At 72.6% G+C, this 14,163-nt stretch carries 13 protein-coding genes and 3 tRNA genes; 10 read left to right on the forward strand and 6 right to left on the reverse strand.

Features of this window, described 5'->3' with window-relative positions:
* Positions 1-138 precede the first annotated feature (138 nt).
* The 4 genes from AB0302_RS07775 (at position 139) to AB0302_RS07790 (ending at position 3,292) form a co-directional block, all read left to right on the forward strand.
* Positions 139-582: a MarR family winged helix-turn-helix transcriptional regulator gene (locus AB0302_RS07775; RefSeq protein WP_366371148.1), complete on the forward strand. Its 444-nt coding sequence runs from the start codon at positions 139-141 to the stop codon at positions 580-582.
* Positions 583-700: 118 nt separating this feature from the next.
* On the forward strand, positions 701-1,582 hold the full coding sequence (nadE, locus tag AB0302_RS07780; RefSeq protein WP_248117910.1) for an ammonia-dependent NAD(+) synthetase: 882 nt from the start codon (positions 701-703) through the stop codon (positions 1,580-1,582).
* Between the two features lie 21 nt (positions 1,583-1,603).
* A complete protein-coding gene (locus tag AB0302_RS07785) occupies positions 1,604-2,431 on the forward strand; it encodes an exodeoxyribonuclease III (protein WP_298986398.1) in 828 nt (275 codons plus the stop codon).
* A gap of 9 nt (positions 2,432-2,440) precedes the next feature.
* Entirely contained in the window at positions 2,441-3,292 is an 852-nt protein-coding gene (locus tag AB0302_RS07790; protein WP_366371151.1) for a hypothetical protein, read from the forward strand.
* 116 nt (positions 3,293-3,408) lie between these two features.
* Here the strand turns inward: AB0302_RS07790 and AB0302_RS07795 are convergent, their stop codons facing one another.
* Positions 3,409-3,987: a nitroreductase family protein gene (locus AB0302_RS07795; RefSeq protein ID WP_366371153.1), complete on the reverse strand. Its 579-nt coding sequence runs from the start codon at positions 3,985-3,987 to the stop codon at positions 3,409-3,411.
* A 30-nt stretch (positions 3,988-4,017) separates the two neighbouring features.
* On the opposite strand from AB0302_RS07795, the gene AB0302_RS07800 reads away from it, so the two are divergent.
* From AB0302_RS07800 to AB0302_RS07810, 3 genes are all read left to right on the forward strand, one after another.
* A complete protein-coding gene (locus AB0302_RS07800; RefSeq protein WP_366371155.1) occupies positions 4,018-5,352 on the forward strand; it encodes an MFS transporter in 1,335 nt (444 codons plus the stop codon).
* 40 nt (positions 5,353-5,392) lie between these two features.
* Positions 5,393-7,219: a glycoside hydrolase family 13 protein gene (locus AB0302_RS07805; protein WP_366371157.1), complete on the forward strand. Its 1,827-nt coding sequence runs from the start codon at positions 5,393-5,395 to the stop codon at positions 7,217-7,219.
* 110 nt (positions 7,220-7,329) lie between these two features.
* Positions 7,330-8,784, forward strand: coding sequence for an amino acid permease (locus AB0302_RS07810; protein WP_319075786.1), 1,455 nt, complete (start codon positions 7,330-7,332; stop codon positions 8,782-8,784).
* A 115-nt stretch (positions 8,785-8,899) separates the two neighbouring features.
* Here AB0302_RS07810 and AB0302_RS07815 read toward each other — a convergent pair whose 3' ends face one another.
* A complete protein-coding gene (locus AB0302_RS07815) occupies positions 8,900-10,813 on the reverse strand; it encodes a BCCT family transporter (protein ID WP_366371160.1) in 1,914 nt (637 codons plus the stop codon).
* A gap of 334 nt (positions 10,814-11,147) precedes the next feature.
* Here AB0302_RS07815 and AB0302_RS07820 point away from each other — a divergent pair, with 334 nt between their 5' ends.
* Together AB0302_RS07820 and AB0302_RS07825 are read left to right on the forward strand one after the other, a co-directional pair.
* Positions 11,148-11,822, forward strand: coding sequence for an alcohol dehydrogenase catalytic domain-containing protein (locus AB0302_RS07820; RefSeq protein WP_366371162.1), 675 nt, complete (start codon positions 11,148-11,150; stop codon positions 11,820-11,822).
* 39 nt (positions 11,823-11,861) lie between these two features.
* The gene (locus AB0302_RS07825) at positions 11,862-12,092 is read left to right on the forward strand and encodes a hypothetical protein (RefSeq protein ID WP_366371164.1); all 231 of its coding nucleotides are present in this window, start codon (positions 11,862-11,864) and stop codon (positions 12,090-12,092) included.
* A gap of 154 nt (positions 12,093-12,246) precedes the next feature.
* Here the strand turns inward: AB0302_RS07825 and AB0302_RS07830 are convergent.
* From AB0302_RS07830 to AB0302_RS07840, 3 genes are all read right to left on the reverse strand, one after another.
* A tRNA-Phe gene (locus AB0302_RS07830) sits at positions 12,247-12,322 on the reverse strand.
* Positions 12,323-12,396: 74 nt separating this feature from the next.
* Positions 12,397-12,470: transfer RNA gene (locus AB0302_RS07835), tRNA-Asp, on the reverse strand.
* 114 nt (positions 12,471-12,584) lie between these two features.
* Positions 12,585-12,657, reverse strand: a tRNA-Glu gene (locus tag AB0302_RS07840).
* A gap of 84 nt (positions 12,658-12,741) precedes the next feature.
* Here AB0302_RS07840 and AB0302_RS07845 point away from each other — a divergent pair.
* The gene (locus tag AB0302_RS07845) at positions 12,742-13,122 is read left to right on the forward strand and encodes a metallopeptidase family protein (protein WP_248117892.1); all 381 of its coding nucleotides are present in this window, start codon (positions 12,742-12,744) and stop codon (positions 13,120-13,122) included.
* Positions 13,123-13,137: 15 nt separating this feature from the next.
* Here the strand turns inward: AB0302_RS07845 and AB0302_RS07850 are convergent, their stop codons facing one another.
* Entirely contained in the window at positions 13,138-14,112 is a 975-nt protein-coding gene (locus AB0302_RS07850) for a universal stress protein (RefSeq protein ID WP_298710584.1), read from the reverse strand.
* Positions 14,113-14,163: the final 51 nt, after the last annotated feature.

The following is a 14,163-nucleotide window of genomic DNA, read 5'->3' on the forward strand; positions in this document are numbered from 1 at the left end:
TCGGCCAGGCCCTCCTCGAGCAGCTCGTCCTCCACGCCGAGGGCGCGGACCTGCTCGACGAAGGAGGTGTCCTCGGTACGGATCGCGGCCAGCGCCGCCCCCTGCCGCTCCCGCGCCCCGCTGGCTACGCTCGGGGCCATGACGGACCAGGCGAACGATACGACCCACCAGCACCCCTCCGGCCTCCCCCTCTCCCACTGGCTCACGGTGACGGAGGCCCTGATCGCGGCCCAGGTGGCCCAGTCCCTCGAGGAGCACGGGCTCACCCGCGCGCAGTGGCAGGTCCTCAACGTCCTCTCCACCGCACCGCGGACCACCGCGGAGCTCACGGGTGGGTTCGAGGAGGAGCAGCGCGCCGCCGTCGCCGGCCAGCTCGAGGAGCTCGTGGAGTCCGGATGGATGGTGTACGAGGGCGAGCTGTACTCCCTCACCCAGACCGGCCGGTCCGCGGGCGACCGGGTGGCGGCCGCCGTGACCGCCCTGCGCGAGCGCGCGACGGAGGGCCTGCCCGCCGAGCACTACGACGTCACCCTGCGCACGCTGCGGCAGGTGGCCCGCAACCTCGGCCACCCGGAGGCCTGAGCCGAGGCCTCCCCGGGGACGCCAGGGCCGGGACGCACCCGGGGACGCCAGGGCCGGGACGCACCCGGGGACGCCAGGGCCGGGACGCACCCGGGGACGCCGCCGTAGGGTGTCCCGCATGCGTGAACTCCAGCAGCAGATCATCGACGAGATGGGCGTGAAGCCCGAGATCGACCCGGCCGCCGAGGTCGAGGCCCGCGTGCAGTTCCTCGTGGACTACCTCGAGGCCACCGGCGCGTCCGGCTACGTGCTGGGCATCTCCGGCGGCGTGGACTCCACGGCCGCCGGCCGACTGGCCCAGCTCGCGGTGGAGCGCCGCCGTGCGCAGCTGGGCGTCGCGGACGCCGTCGTGGAGGGCCGCGCGCAGCCCGCCCTCGGGGCCCCGACCCGCGAGGCGCCCCAGTTCACCGGCGTGCGCCTGCCCCACAAGGTGCAGCACGACGAGGCCGACGCCCAGGCCGCCCTGGACTTCGTGGACGCCGACCGCGAGGTGACGATCAACATCGGCGACGCCACCGACGGCCTCGCGGCGGCCTTCGCCGCGGGCGTCGGCGAGGAGATCTCCGACTTCGACAAGGGCAATGTGAAGGCCCGCCTGCGCATGACCGCGCAGTACGCCGTGGCCGGCGCGCACGGGCAGCTGGTGATCGGCACGGACCAGGGCGCGGAGTCCACCACGGGCTTCTTCACCAAGTTCGGCGACGGCGGTGCGGACATCCTGCCGCTGTTCGGCCTCGACAAGCGCCAGGTGCGGGCCCTCGCGAAGGAGATGGGCGCCCCCGAGCACCTGTGGGACAAGGTCCCCACCGCGGACCTGCTGGACGGCAAACCGGGCCAGACGGACGAGACCGAGCTGGGCACGAGCTACGAGCACATCGACGACTACCTCGAGGGACGGGAGATCCCCGAGGAGGTCGCCGAGCGGCTCGAGGGCATCTGGCTGCGCTCCCGCCACAAGCGGACGACGCCGGTGACCATCCACGACGACTGGTGGCGCTGACCCCTTCGTTAGGCTGGCCGGGTGAAGATCGCGACCTGGAACGTCAACTCCCTCCGTGCCCGCGCCGACCGCGTCGAGGCCTTCCTCGAGCGCCAGGACATCGACGTCCTGGCGATCCAGGAGACCAAGTGCAAGGACGAGAACTTCCCGTGGGAGCTCTTCGAGCGTGCCGGCTACGAGGTGGCCCACAACGGGATCTCGCAGTGGAACGGCGTGGCCATCGCCTCCCGCGTGGGCCTCACGGACGTGCAGCGCGGCTTCCCCGGCCAGCCGCACTTCGGCAAGGGGGGCAAGGACCCGGCCGAGGAGTCCCGCGCGATCGGCGCGACGGTGGGCACCGAGGCGCGCGACGGCGTCGCACCCGTCCGCCTGTGGAGCCTCTACGTGCCCAACGGGCGCGGCCTGCAGGACGAGCACATGCCCTACAAGCTGGAGTGGCTGCGGGTGCTGCGCGAGCACGCCGCCGAGCGCCTCGCCGCGGACCCCCAGACGCGCCTGGCCCTCACCGGCGACTGGAACATCGCCCCGCAGGACGAGGACGTGTGGGACATCGACCTGTTCGTGGATGAGGGCTACACGCACGTCTCCCCGCCCGAGCGCGCCGCGTTCCACGCGTTCGAGGAGGCCGGCCTCCAGGACGTGGTGCGTCCGCGCCACCCCGGCCCCGGGGTGTACACCTACTGGGACTACACGGGCCTGGCCTTCCCCAAGAAGAAGGGCATGCGCATCGACTTCCAGCTGTGCTCCCCCGCGCTCGCCGAGACGGTCACGGACGCCTTCATCGACCGTGAGGAGCGCAAGGGCAAGGGTGCCTCGGACCACGCGCCCGTCGTCGTCGAGCTGGGCTGAGCCGCCGGCATGCCGCACCGTGGCACCGCGCACCTGCGCGTCTTCCAGCCGCTCACCGCGTACCCGGACGCGGTGCAGGCGCGGCTGATCGCCGGGACGCACCGCTCCCGCGTCGAGGTCGAGGCCGAGGCGGACGAGCGGGCGCGGCAGCGCCTGGTGCGCCGCGCCGCGGACCCGTTCCCCGAGCCCGGCGAGGACGAGCTCGTGCGCGTGGTGACGGACTCCCACGGCTCCGCGTTCTACTGCCCGGACGAGCTCGGACTGCGCGCCGAGATGGCGGCCGCCCTGCTCGAGGGCGCCATGACGCCGTCCGCGTTCGAGGCCGCGATCCCGACGGCGGCCCGCGCCATGAACCGCGGCCGCGCGCTCGTGCAGCTCGAGGACGAGTGGGGGCTCTCCCCGGACCCGGACGAGCCGCACGGCGAGGGCGGCCACCACCGCGTGCAGACGCGCACCGCCACGTGGGGCGTGCCGCACGGCTGGCTCGCGGCGTTCGACCCGGAGGAGCCCGTGCAGCGGCTCGTGGACGGGGAGACGGTGGCCTGCCGGCGGGCGCGCGTGACGGTCGCCCGGGAGCGCTGCGCGCACGCGGCCGCGGTGCTCGCCCGGCACGCCCCGGAGTCCGAGCTCCTCGGCGAGCTGACGGTGATGGGCGAGTGGCTGGGCTCCTTCCACCCGGACTCCGTGCTCGAGCTGGACTACGGAGCGCTCACGTCGCACGTCTGGCCGGACGACTCCGTGTACGACCTCTGGACGCTGCTCGACGCGCTCGAGGAGGGCGACGCCGCGACCGGCGGCGTGGCCCAGGAGCGGCTCAACCGGCGTTGGGCGGCCGTCGGGATGCTGGCCCGGGCGAACTGAGCACTCAGGGCCCTGGAACGAGGTGTCATGAATTGTTGGTATCCGGGCCGGATACCAACATTTCGTGACACCTCGACGGCGTGAGGGGGGCGGGCGTGGGTGTCGCGGCGGGCAGCTCAGCCCCGCGGCATGCGGGAGAGGAACGGCGCGGGGTCCAGCGGCGGGCGGTGCGAGGAGGCGAGCTTCGCCGCGAAGGCCGGGTCGACGTCCCCCACGTACAGCCAGCCCAGGAGCAGCTCGCCCTCGCCCAGGCCGTGCGCCGCGCGCACCTCGCCGGCGTTCGTGTACGGACCGGAGCGCCACATCACGCCCCACCCGGCCTGCCACAGCGCGAGCTCGAGCAGGTGCGCGGCGCCCGCGGCCGTGGCGTCCTGCTCCCACGGCGGCACCGCCGGGTGCTCCGTCCGGCTCGCGACGACGGCGATCAGCAGCTCCGCCCGGAACGGCTTGGGGTTCACCTCGCCCGTCGCGCGGGTGACGCCCGCGGCGGCGTCGAGGGCGTCGGCGAGCACGCGCCGGTCCTCCCCGCGCAGCAGGATCAGGCGCCAGGGCCGCAGCGCCTTGTGGTCCGCCACCGGGGTGACGGCGGCCAGCAGGCGGGCGACCTCCTCGTCGGACGGGGTCTGCGGGCCCACCTTGGAGACGGACCGGCGCGAGGCCATGGCCTGCAGGACGGGGTCGTCGAAGTGCTTCATCCGCCCATTGTGGCCGCTAGCGTGGACGCAGTGAGCACCACGGAGAGGATCTACTCGTGCCTGGTCACCCGCAGCCCCGAGGCCGAGGCGAGGCTCCCGGAGCAGGTCCGCCGCGACGTCCCGGCCAACGGCCTGCGCCTCGTGGGCGCGAACACCCTGCAGTCCTCGGGCGACCAGATCGTCAACGCCTCCACCGTCCTGCCGTGGCTGTTCGCGGCGCTCGGCGTCCCGCCCGCGCTCACGGGCCTGCTCAAACCGATCCGCGAGTCCCTCTCCATGCTCCCGCAGGCGTTCCTCACCCCGCTCGTGCTGCGCGCGCGGCGGCGCAAGCGCGTCTTCGCCCTCGGCGCGCTCGTGCAGGCGGGATCCGTCGCCGCAATGGCCGCCACCGCCGCACTCGGGACGGGTCTGGCGGCCGGCGTGCTGATCCTGGCGGCCCTGGCCGTCTTCTCCCTGGGGCGCTGCCCGTGCTCGATCTCCTCCAAGGACGTGCAGGGCCGCGTGGTGCCCCCGGGCGAGCGCGGGCAGATCACCGGGCTGGCGACGACGGCGGCCGGGCTGGTGGCGATCACCCTCGGGCTGGGCATCCGCGGGCTCGGCGGAGGCTCCCTCGACGCCGGGGCCCTCGCGGGGCTCCTGACGGTCGGGGCGGCGCTGTGGGTCGCGGTCGCCGGGGTCTCCCTGACCCTGCGCGAGCCCGCCGAGGACCCCGAGGAGGGTGGCAAGGAGGCCGACGACGACGGGGATGACGGACCCCTCGCCCGCCGCTCCTGGGCCCTGCTGCGCGAGGACCGGGACTTCCGCCACTTCGTCACCGTGCGCTCCCTGCTGCTGGTCTCCTCGCTGAGCCCGCCGTTCATCGTGATGCTGGCCCTCGACGCCGGCACGGACGCGCTCGCCGGCCTCGGCGGCTTCGTGATCGCCTCGGGGGTGGCCTCGCTGGTCGGCGGCCGCCTCTTCGGCCGGTTCGCGGACCGCTCCAGCCGGCTGCTCATGGCGGTGACGGCGGCGATCGCGTCGGCGGTGATCGTCGCCGTCGTGGTGCTGGCGGCCCTGCCGGCGTTCCGGGGCGGGAGCGGGGCGGGCGGCGTGCTGCTGGTGAGCGCCTACTTCCTGCTCACGCTCGCGCACACGGGCGTGCGCGTCGGCCGCAAGACGTACCTCATGGACATGGCCTCCGGGGACACGCGCACCGTCTACACGGCGGTGTCCAACACCGCGATGGGCGTGATCCTGCTGGTGGTGGGCGCCATCAGCGCCGCCCTGGCCGCCGCGAGCGCGACGTGGGCGCTCCTCCTCCTCGCCGCGCTCGGGGCCGCGGGCGTCGTCGCGGGCCTGCGCCTGCCGGAGGTCTCGAGGGGCTGAGACCGACCCGCCGACCGCCGCCGGCTCTAGGCTGGAGCCCATGACCACGCCATCCCCCGCCACCCGCCTGACCACCCCGCCGTCGGAAGCCCGCAACCGCCCGACCACGCCGTGGTGGGTGGACGCCGTGATCTACCAGGTGTACCCGCGCAGCTTCGCGGACGGCAACGGCGACGGCATGGGCGACCTGCCCGGCGTCACCGCGCGCATGGACTACCTGCAGGCCCTGGGCGTGGACGCGATCTGGCTCTCGCCCTTCTACCTCTCCCCGCAGCACGACGCCGGCTACGACGTGGCGGACTACCGCGCCGTCGACCCGCGGTTCGGCACGCTCGAGGACGCGGATGCGATGATCGACGCCGCCCACGCGGCGGGGATCCGCGTGATCGTGGACCTCGTGCCCAATCACACCTCCTCCGAGCACGCGTGGTTCCAGGCGGCGCTGGCGACCTCGCCCGGCTCCCCCGAGCGCGCCCGCTACCACTTCGCCGAGGGCCGCGGCGAGCACGGGGAGCTGCCGCCCAGCAACTGGCTCTCCACCTTCGGCGGCGGCGCGTGGTCCCGCGTGACCGAGGCGGACGGGACGCCGGGCCAGTGGTACCTGCACCTCTTCGACACCACGCAGCCGGACCTGAACTGGGAGAACCCGGAGGTCCGCGAGGAGTTCGAGGCCATCCTGCGGTTCTGGCTGGACCGCGGCGTGGACGGCTTCCGCGTGGACGTGGCGCACGGGCTCATCAAGAAGCCCGGCTACCCCGACTCCGAGCACACCCGCATGGGCATGGTGGTGGACGCCGGCGAGGACGACGACCCCACGTTCGACCCGGACACCTTCGAGCCCCTCATGCCGTTCATCGACCAGGACCGCGTGCACGAGGTGTACCGGCAGTGGCGCCGGGTGTTGGACTCCTACGACCACGAGCCCATGATGGTGGCCGAGGCCTGGGTGGCCCCGCTCTCCCGCACGTTCCGCTACGTGCGCCCGGGGGAGATGCACCAGGCCTTCAACTTCACCTACCTCGTGGCCGGCTGGGACGCGCAGTCCCTGTCCTCCGCGATCGAGCGCTCCTTCACGGCGGCCGAGCGGGTGGGGGCGCCCAACACGTGGGTGCTCTCCAACCACGACACCGTGCGGCACGCCTCCCGCTACGGCCTCACGGATCCGAGCTCCTACCCCGCCGGAATCACCGCCGACGACGAGCAGCCGGACGAGGAGCTGGGCCGCCGTCGCGCCCGAGCCGCCGCCATGATCGAGCTGGGCCTGCCCGGCTCGGCGTACATCTACCAGGGCGACGAGCTCGGCCTGCCCGAGCACACCACGCTCGCGGCCGAGCACCGCCAGGACCCGTACTTCTTCCGCACGGACGGGGAGGAGCCCGGCCGGGATGGCTGCCGCATCCCGCTGCCCTGGGAGGCGGACGCCCCCGCGTACGGCTTCTCGGCCACCGCCGACGACGACGGCGCGTCCACCGCGCCCGTCTCCCCCTGGCTGCCCCAGCCGGAGTCCTTCCGGGCGCTGGCCGCGGACCGCCAGGTCGGCGTCGAGGGGTCCGTGTTCGAGCTGTACCGCCGGCTGCTGGAGATCCGCGGCGAGCTGGACCTGGGCACCGGCACGTTCGCGTGGTCCGAGCACCACGACCCGGAGCGCGGCGTGCTCGCGTTCACCGTGACCAACGGCGGGGGCCACCACCTCGGCTCGGGCGAGCCGATCCCGGCCCGGACCGTGCTCGTGATCGCCAACCTCGGCGCCGAGCCCCTGGACCTGCCCGCCGGCCACGCGAAGGCCCTGTCCTCCCTCGAGGACCCGGACGCACTCGCCGACGGCCGCCTGGCCCCCAACTCGGCGGCCTGGCTGCTGCAGGCCTGACCAGCGCAGATCCGAGGGTTGCCGGGGAGTGGCAGACATTTGCCACTCCACTGTGGAGTGAGTCACCATGGCATGTCATCTCATTCACACCCTGAGCGGAGACCCTTCTCGTGAACGCAACCCCCTCCGGCGCGCATGCCGCAGGCGCCGCCCCGGCCGGCGGCGGTGAGAGCCAGCTGCACCGCGGGCTGAGCCAGCGCCACATCATGTTCATCGCCCTCGGCACCGCGATCGGCACCGGGCTGTTCTACGGCTCGGCCGGCGGCATCCAGACCGCGGGCCCCGGCGTCATCCTGGCCTTCCTCATCGCGGGCTCCGCCGTGTACCTCGTGATGCGCGCTCTCGGCGAGATGACGCTGCGGGAGCCGGTCTCCGGCTCGTTCGCGGCGTACGCCTCCCGCTACCTCGGCCCCTTCGCGGGCTACGTGACCGGCTGGACCTTCGTGTTCGAGCTGGCCGTCGTGATCGTGGCGGACACCGCCGCCATCACCACGTACATGGCGTTCTGGTTCCCGGACGTGCCCGGCTGGGCGTGGGTCGCGGCCACCATCCTCGTGATCGGACTGGTCAACCTCACCCACGTCGGCAGCTTCGGCGAGACCGAGTTCTGGCTGACGCTCATCAAGGTCGGCGCCATCGTGGCGATGATCTTCGGCGGCCTCATCCTCATGTTCACGGGCGCCTCCTTCACGGACGGCACCCCGGCGGGCCTGAACAACCTCGTGGACCACGGCGGCTTCCTGCCGATGGGCTTCGGCGGCGTCCTGCTGGCGCTGACGATCGTGACCTTCTCCTTCGGCGGCATCGAGACCCTCGGCGTGGCCGCGGGCGAGGCGAAGAACCCGGAGAAGGTGCTGCCGAAGGCCATCAACGCCGTGCCCGTCCGCATCCTGCTCTTCTACGTGCTGACCATGGTGGTCATCATGTCCCTCATGCCGTGGACCGCCGTGGACGGCAAGACCAGCCCGTTCGTGCAGATCTTCGAGGGGCTCGGCGTGCCGTTCGCCCCGCATCTGCTGAACTTCGTGGTCCTGACCGCCGCGATCTCCGCCATCAACGCGTGCATCTACGGCGCGGGCCGCCTGCTCTACGCGATGGCGCACGACGGCCAGGCGCCGCGGGCCTTCACCCGCGTCAACCGCGGCGGCGTGCCGTGGCTGAGCATCGTGGTGATGCTCGGGGTCATGGTGCTGGGCGCGATCCTCATCACCGTGAACCCGGACGCGTTCGTCCTCGTGGCCGGCGTCGCCTCCTTCGCCGTGGTCTTCACGTGGGCCATGATCTTCCTCTCGCACCGCGCCATGCAGGCCCGCGTGAAGGAGCAGGGCGCGGCCCCCTCGGTGTACCCGATGCCGCTCGGCGCCCTCGGCACATGGCTCGGCCTGGCCTTCGTGGCCACGGTGGTCATCACCATGGCCACCGTCCCGGAGTCCCGCCAGGCCCTGCTGATCGGCCTCGTGTGGGTCGCGTGCCTCACCGCCGCATGGTTCCTCACCGGCGTCCGCACGTCCGCCGCCGTGCACGACCGCACGGGCACCTTGCCGGTGGTCCGCCAGCACGACTGACCGCCGCGCGGAGCGGCACAGACACAGGCGAGCCCTGCGCCGTCGTCCTCATTCCTTCCGGATGAGGGCGACGACGCAGGGCTCGTCTGCGTGCGGGGTCGGGTCTGCCGCGGGGTCAGCCCGCGGCGGTCGAGCCGCCGGGGGCGTCCGCCGAGGGTCCCCGCGACGGCGCCACCGGCGTGCTGCCGGCCGGCGTGCCGTCGGCGAGTCGGATCTCGTGGTCCGCACCCGGCGAGGCCACCTGCGCGATCCTGTGCTGGCGGTCGCGGCTCAGCGAGGCCCACCACTGCGAGGCGGCCACGGGGCCGCCGTCGACGACGTCCGGATCGTCCGTCTCGAGGCCGAGACGGTCCTTGATGGAGGCCAGCATGGCCGCGCGGCGCACGGCCTCCACGCGGGCCACGGAGTAGCTGAGGATGCGGAACGTGGACAGGCACATCACGAGCATCATGATGCTGAACGGCAGGCCGATCGTGATGGCGAGCGTCTGGATGGCGCTCAGGCCGCCGGCCATGAGCAGCGCGGCCGCCATGAACGCGGTGGCGATCGCGAAGAAGATCCGGATCATCACCTTGGGGTTCACGTCGCCGCCCGTGGCGAGCATGCCCATCACGAGCGAGCCGGAGTCCGAGGAGGTCACGAAGAACACGGCCGAGAGGAGGATGAAGCCGACCATCATGACGCTGCCGGCCGGCAGCTGCTCCACGACCTGGAACAGGGCGGTGTTCGCATCGATCGAGCCGTCGGCGCCGACCACGGACTCGTAGCCCGCGGGGCGGACGGTCTCCATGTAGATGGCGGTGCCGCCGAGGATGCCGAACCACAGGATCGAGATCAGGGTGGGCACGAGCATCACGCCGGCGATGAACTCACGCACGGTGCGCCCGCGGGAGATGCGGGCGATGAAGATGCCGACGAAGGGGGTCCAGGACATCCACCAGCCCCAGTAGTAGGCCGTCCAGCCGGCCTGCCACGCATCGCCCTCCGCGCCGAAGAACGCGGAGACGTTGAGGGAGTTGGCGAAGTAGTTCTGCAGGTACGCGCCGGTGGACTGCACCATCTCCTTGAAGAGGAAGGAGGTGGGTCCCACGATCAGCAGGAAGAGGAGCAGGCCCGCGGCGAGGATGAGGTTGAAGTTGGAGAGCCACTTCATGCCGCGCTCCACTCCCGAGACCACCGTGTAGAGGACGACGCAGGTCACGAGGGCGATCATCACGTACTCGAGCCACGCACTGTCCTCAGGGACGAACCCGAGGGCACGCAGCCCGGCGGCCATCTGGGTCACACCGAGGCCGAGCGAGGTGGCGACGCCGAACACGGTGCCCACGAGGGCCAGGGTGTCGATGAGGTGGCCCCATCCGCCGCGGGTGCGCTTCTCGCCGAGGATCGACTCGAAGGCCCAGCGCAGGGAGAGGGGACGGCCGCGGCGGTGGATGGCAAGGCCCACGGCCACGCCCACGACGGCGTAGATCGCCCAAGGCTGCAGGCCCCAGTGCAGGAACGTGGTCGCCAGGGCGTTCTGCGAGGCCTGGCCCTGGGTGGGGTTGGTCGCCGCGATGTCCGGACGCGGCGAGACGAAGTGCATGAGCGGCTCGGTCATGCCGTAGAACACGAGGCCGATGCCCATGCCGGCGGCGAAGAGCAGGGAGAACCAGGACAGGGTGGAGAACTCGGGCTTCTCGTCCGGCTTGCCCATCGTGATGGCGCCCTTGCGGGAGAACGCGAGGTAGACGCAGAAGAGGACGAAGAACAGCGCGACGGCGGCGTACCACCACGAGAAGTTCGTGATGATGGCGCCCTGGACGGCCGAGATGGCGGTGGTCATCTGGTCCGGGAAGAACAGCGTGGCGAGCACGAATCCCAGGACGATGGCAGCGGTGGGCCAGAAGACACCCGGCACGAGGGCGCGCCCCGCGCTGGTGGAGGCGTCGGCGGCGGTGGTGGGAACGGGGTCGTCGGATCGGGAGGCGGTGGGGGCGGACACGCCCGGCGGCGTGCCCCTGGTCGCGGGCGGAGTGTCGTCGATCATGCCGTCCACCCTACGGGGGAGCCGACGGCTGGGCGCGGAGAGGGACGGAGGATCGTGTCCGCTCTCACGGCAGCTCGTGACGGCGCACACACGACGGCGGGCCTCGCCCCTGGGCTCGAGCGGGCGCCGACCCTACGCTGGAGGGGAGGGAGTCCCGGAGCACCCGGGCCCCCTCGATCCGGCTCCGCACCGGGACCGGGGATCCCCTCACAGGAGGTCAGCCCATGAAGGCCAACGTCTACCACGGTCCTGGGCAGCGCGCCTGGGAAGAGGTCCCCGACCCCACCCTCATCGACCCGACGGACGCATCCTCGGCCACGAGGGCGTCGGCGTCGTGACCGAGGCGGGCGCGGAGGTGAAGGACGTCAAGGTCGGCGACCGCGTCATCATCTCCTGCTTCTCCACGTGCATGGACTGCTCGTACTGCCGCGAGGGCCTGACCTCCCACTGCCAGGCCATGGGCGGCATCGGCTGGGTCTTCGGCCACCTGATCGACGGCACGCAGGCCGAGCTGGTCCGCGTCCCGTTCGCGGACAACGGCCTCATCCCGCTGCCCGAGGGCGACACCGTGCTCGTGGTGGGCGCCGGCCCCGTCGGCCTGTCCGCCATCATGACGGCGGCCGCGAAGGGCGCCTCGACGATCATCGCCGTGGACGGCAACGAGTTCCGTCTCGAGTCCGCGCGGAAGTTCGGCGCCACGCACACCTCCACCCCCGGGGAGGACACCACGGCGAAGGTCCAGGAGCTCACCGCGGACGGTCTCGGCGTGCACGGCAAGCCGGTGGAGTTCCCCATCGACCGCGAGTGGATCAACAACATCACCATCACCACGGGCCTCGTGAACGCCACCACGGCCCCCGAGCTGCTGGGCCGCATCCAGGACGGCTCCATCAAGCCCGAGGAGTTCGTGACCCACCGCTTCACGTTCGACCAGTGGGACGAGGCCTATGAGACGTTCACCCACGCGGCGGACGAGAAGGCGCTCAAGGTCATCGTCACCGCCCCGTGACGGGCACCGCCCTCAGACCCCCGAGAGAAGGAGAGCACCATGACCACGGATCCGAACGAGATCGAGCTGGAGGCCGACCTCCTGGCCGATCCCAACGCCGCCGGCGACCCCGACCCGCTGGACGGCCGCGACGGTCAGCCGGCCCCGGGCAGCACGGACGACCCGCAGGACTGGCCCCTGGACGGCCGCACGCCGGACGACCTCCGCGGCGCCGAGTCCGAGGCGATGCACGTCCTGGACCCGGCCGAGGAGGCCGAGGACCTCTCCTGAGGCCCGTTCAGCCGGTGGAGGCCCCCGCCACGGCGGGGGCCTCCGTCATGCCTCGGCCCTCTCGGATGCCGGCGTGGTGCTGATGGGCGAACGCCTGGATGGCGGCCTGCACGACGCAGAAGGCCCCCCGCTGCTGCGGGGGGCCTTCTCCACGTGGTGGCTCCGACCGGCGTCGATCCGGTGACCTTACGATTTTCAGTCGTACGCTCTACCAACTGAGCTACAGAGCCCGGCGGGGGTTCCACCGCCTGGACCATGTGTCACCGGACTCCGTTGCCGAATACCGGTGATCGGATGATCCGAGCGACCCTGACGAGACTTGAACTCGCGACCTCCGCCGTGACAGGGCGGCGCGCTAACCAACTGCGCTACAGGGCCTTGCTGTGCTGCTTTCCTTCTCTGCAACGAGTTGAAACTCTATCAGAGCCTCGCGTCGCCGCGCAAATCGGGTGGAGCGTGAGCCTGAGCACACGCCGCGTGGCCGATCCTGCGTACCCCCAACGGGATTCGAACCCGTGTCGCCGCCGTGAAAGGGCGGTGTCCTAGGCCACTAGACGATGGGGGCAGGTCCGGGTCGAGATTCCCGAGGTGGACCCACGAAGTCTAGAGTGGCCCCACACCGCCCGGCAAATTCCTCCCAGGAGCCTCCGTGACCGAGCAGGACCCCGCTGACTGGATGTCCGAGGACGAGTTCGACGCCGCCGTGTCCGCCGCGCTCACCCGTGTCCCGGACGAGCTGGCGCGCCTGCTGACCAACGTCGTCGTGGTGGTGGAGGAGGAGTACGAGCCCCAGCACTGGGAGGACCCGGACACCGAGCTCTTCGGCCTCTACGAGGGCGTGCCCCTCGGGGAGCGGGCTGAGGTGCCGTGGCAGATGCCGGACCGGATCGTGGTGTTCCGCGGCCCCCTCATGCGGCACTGCCGGGACCGCGCCGAGCTCGAGGAGCAGATCACCGTGACGGTCCTCCACGAGGTGGGGCACTTCTTCGGGATCAGCGAGGAGCGGCTCCACGAGCTCGGCTGGGGCTGAGCGGGGACCGGCGGCTCAGGCCTGCGGCTGCTCCCGCACCGGGCCGTGGTCCGCGCGGCGGCTCAGCCGGACGTCCTCCCGGAACGGGACCACCATGACCGGTCCGCGCGCGTGGTGGGCCACGCCCTGGCTCGTGGAGCCGAGGAGGGAGCCGGCGAACCCGCCGAGACCGCGCGTGCCGAGGACCGTCAGGCGCGCCGTGCCGGTCTGCTCCACCATGACGTCCACGGGGCTGCCGTCCACGAGCTCGCCCGTGACCTCGAGGCCCGGGTACTCGGAGGAGAGCCAGCGGGCGCCGGCGTCCACGAGCTCCTGCATGTCCTTGGCCCGTGCCTCCTCGTCCAGGCTCACGGCGAGCCACGCCGCGTTGGCGCTCACGGGCGGCACGGCGACCACGAGATTCAGGGGCGCGCCGCGCAGGCGGGCCTCCTCGGCAGCCACGAGGGCGGCGGCGCGGCCCTGCTCGGAGCCGTCCACGCCCACGACGACGGGCACCCCCGCCGCGGCGCGGGAGGCCTCCACCCCGGCGGGGATGATGGCCACGGGGCAGTGCGCGTGGCCCGGCAGCGCCGAGGACACGGAGCCCAGCAGGCGGCCGAGGAAGCCCCCGCGGCCGCGGCTGCCCGAGACGAGCAGGGACGCCTGCTTCGAGAGGTCCACCAGCACCCCGGCGGCGTCCCCGACCTCGACCCGCAGGGTGGGCTGCACGCCGTCGGCGTCCAGCTGGCCCGCCACGTCCCGCAGGAGGGCTTCGACGCCCTCGCGCAGGCGGTCGTCGTCGGGGTAGGCCGCACCCGCCTCCGCCCCGTACCCCCAGAAGGTGGGCATGGTGTAGGCCGTGACGAGGGTCAGGGGCTCGCCGCGCAGGGACGCCTCGCGCTGGGCCCAGCGGGCGGCGGAGACGGACTGCTCCGAGCCGTCCACGCCCACCAGGACGCCGAGCGGGGCGGCACCCGTGCCGGGATCGGTGTGCTGGGATGCGGTGGGCATGCGAACCTCCTGGAGTCGCTCCCCGACCCCCGGACGGGGCCGGTTCGATGC

Origin of the sequence: Micrococcus sp. NPDC078436 (assembly GCF_040702705.1) — a bacterium.
Lineage (GTDB): Bacteria > Actinomycetota > Actinomycetes > Actinomycetales > Micrococcaceae > Micrococcus.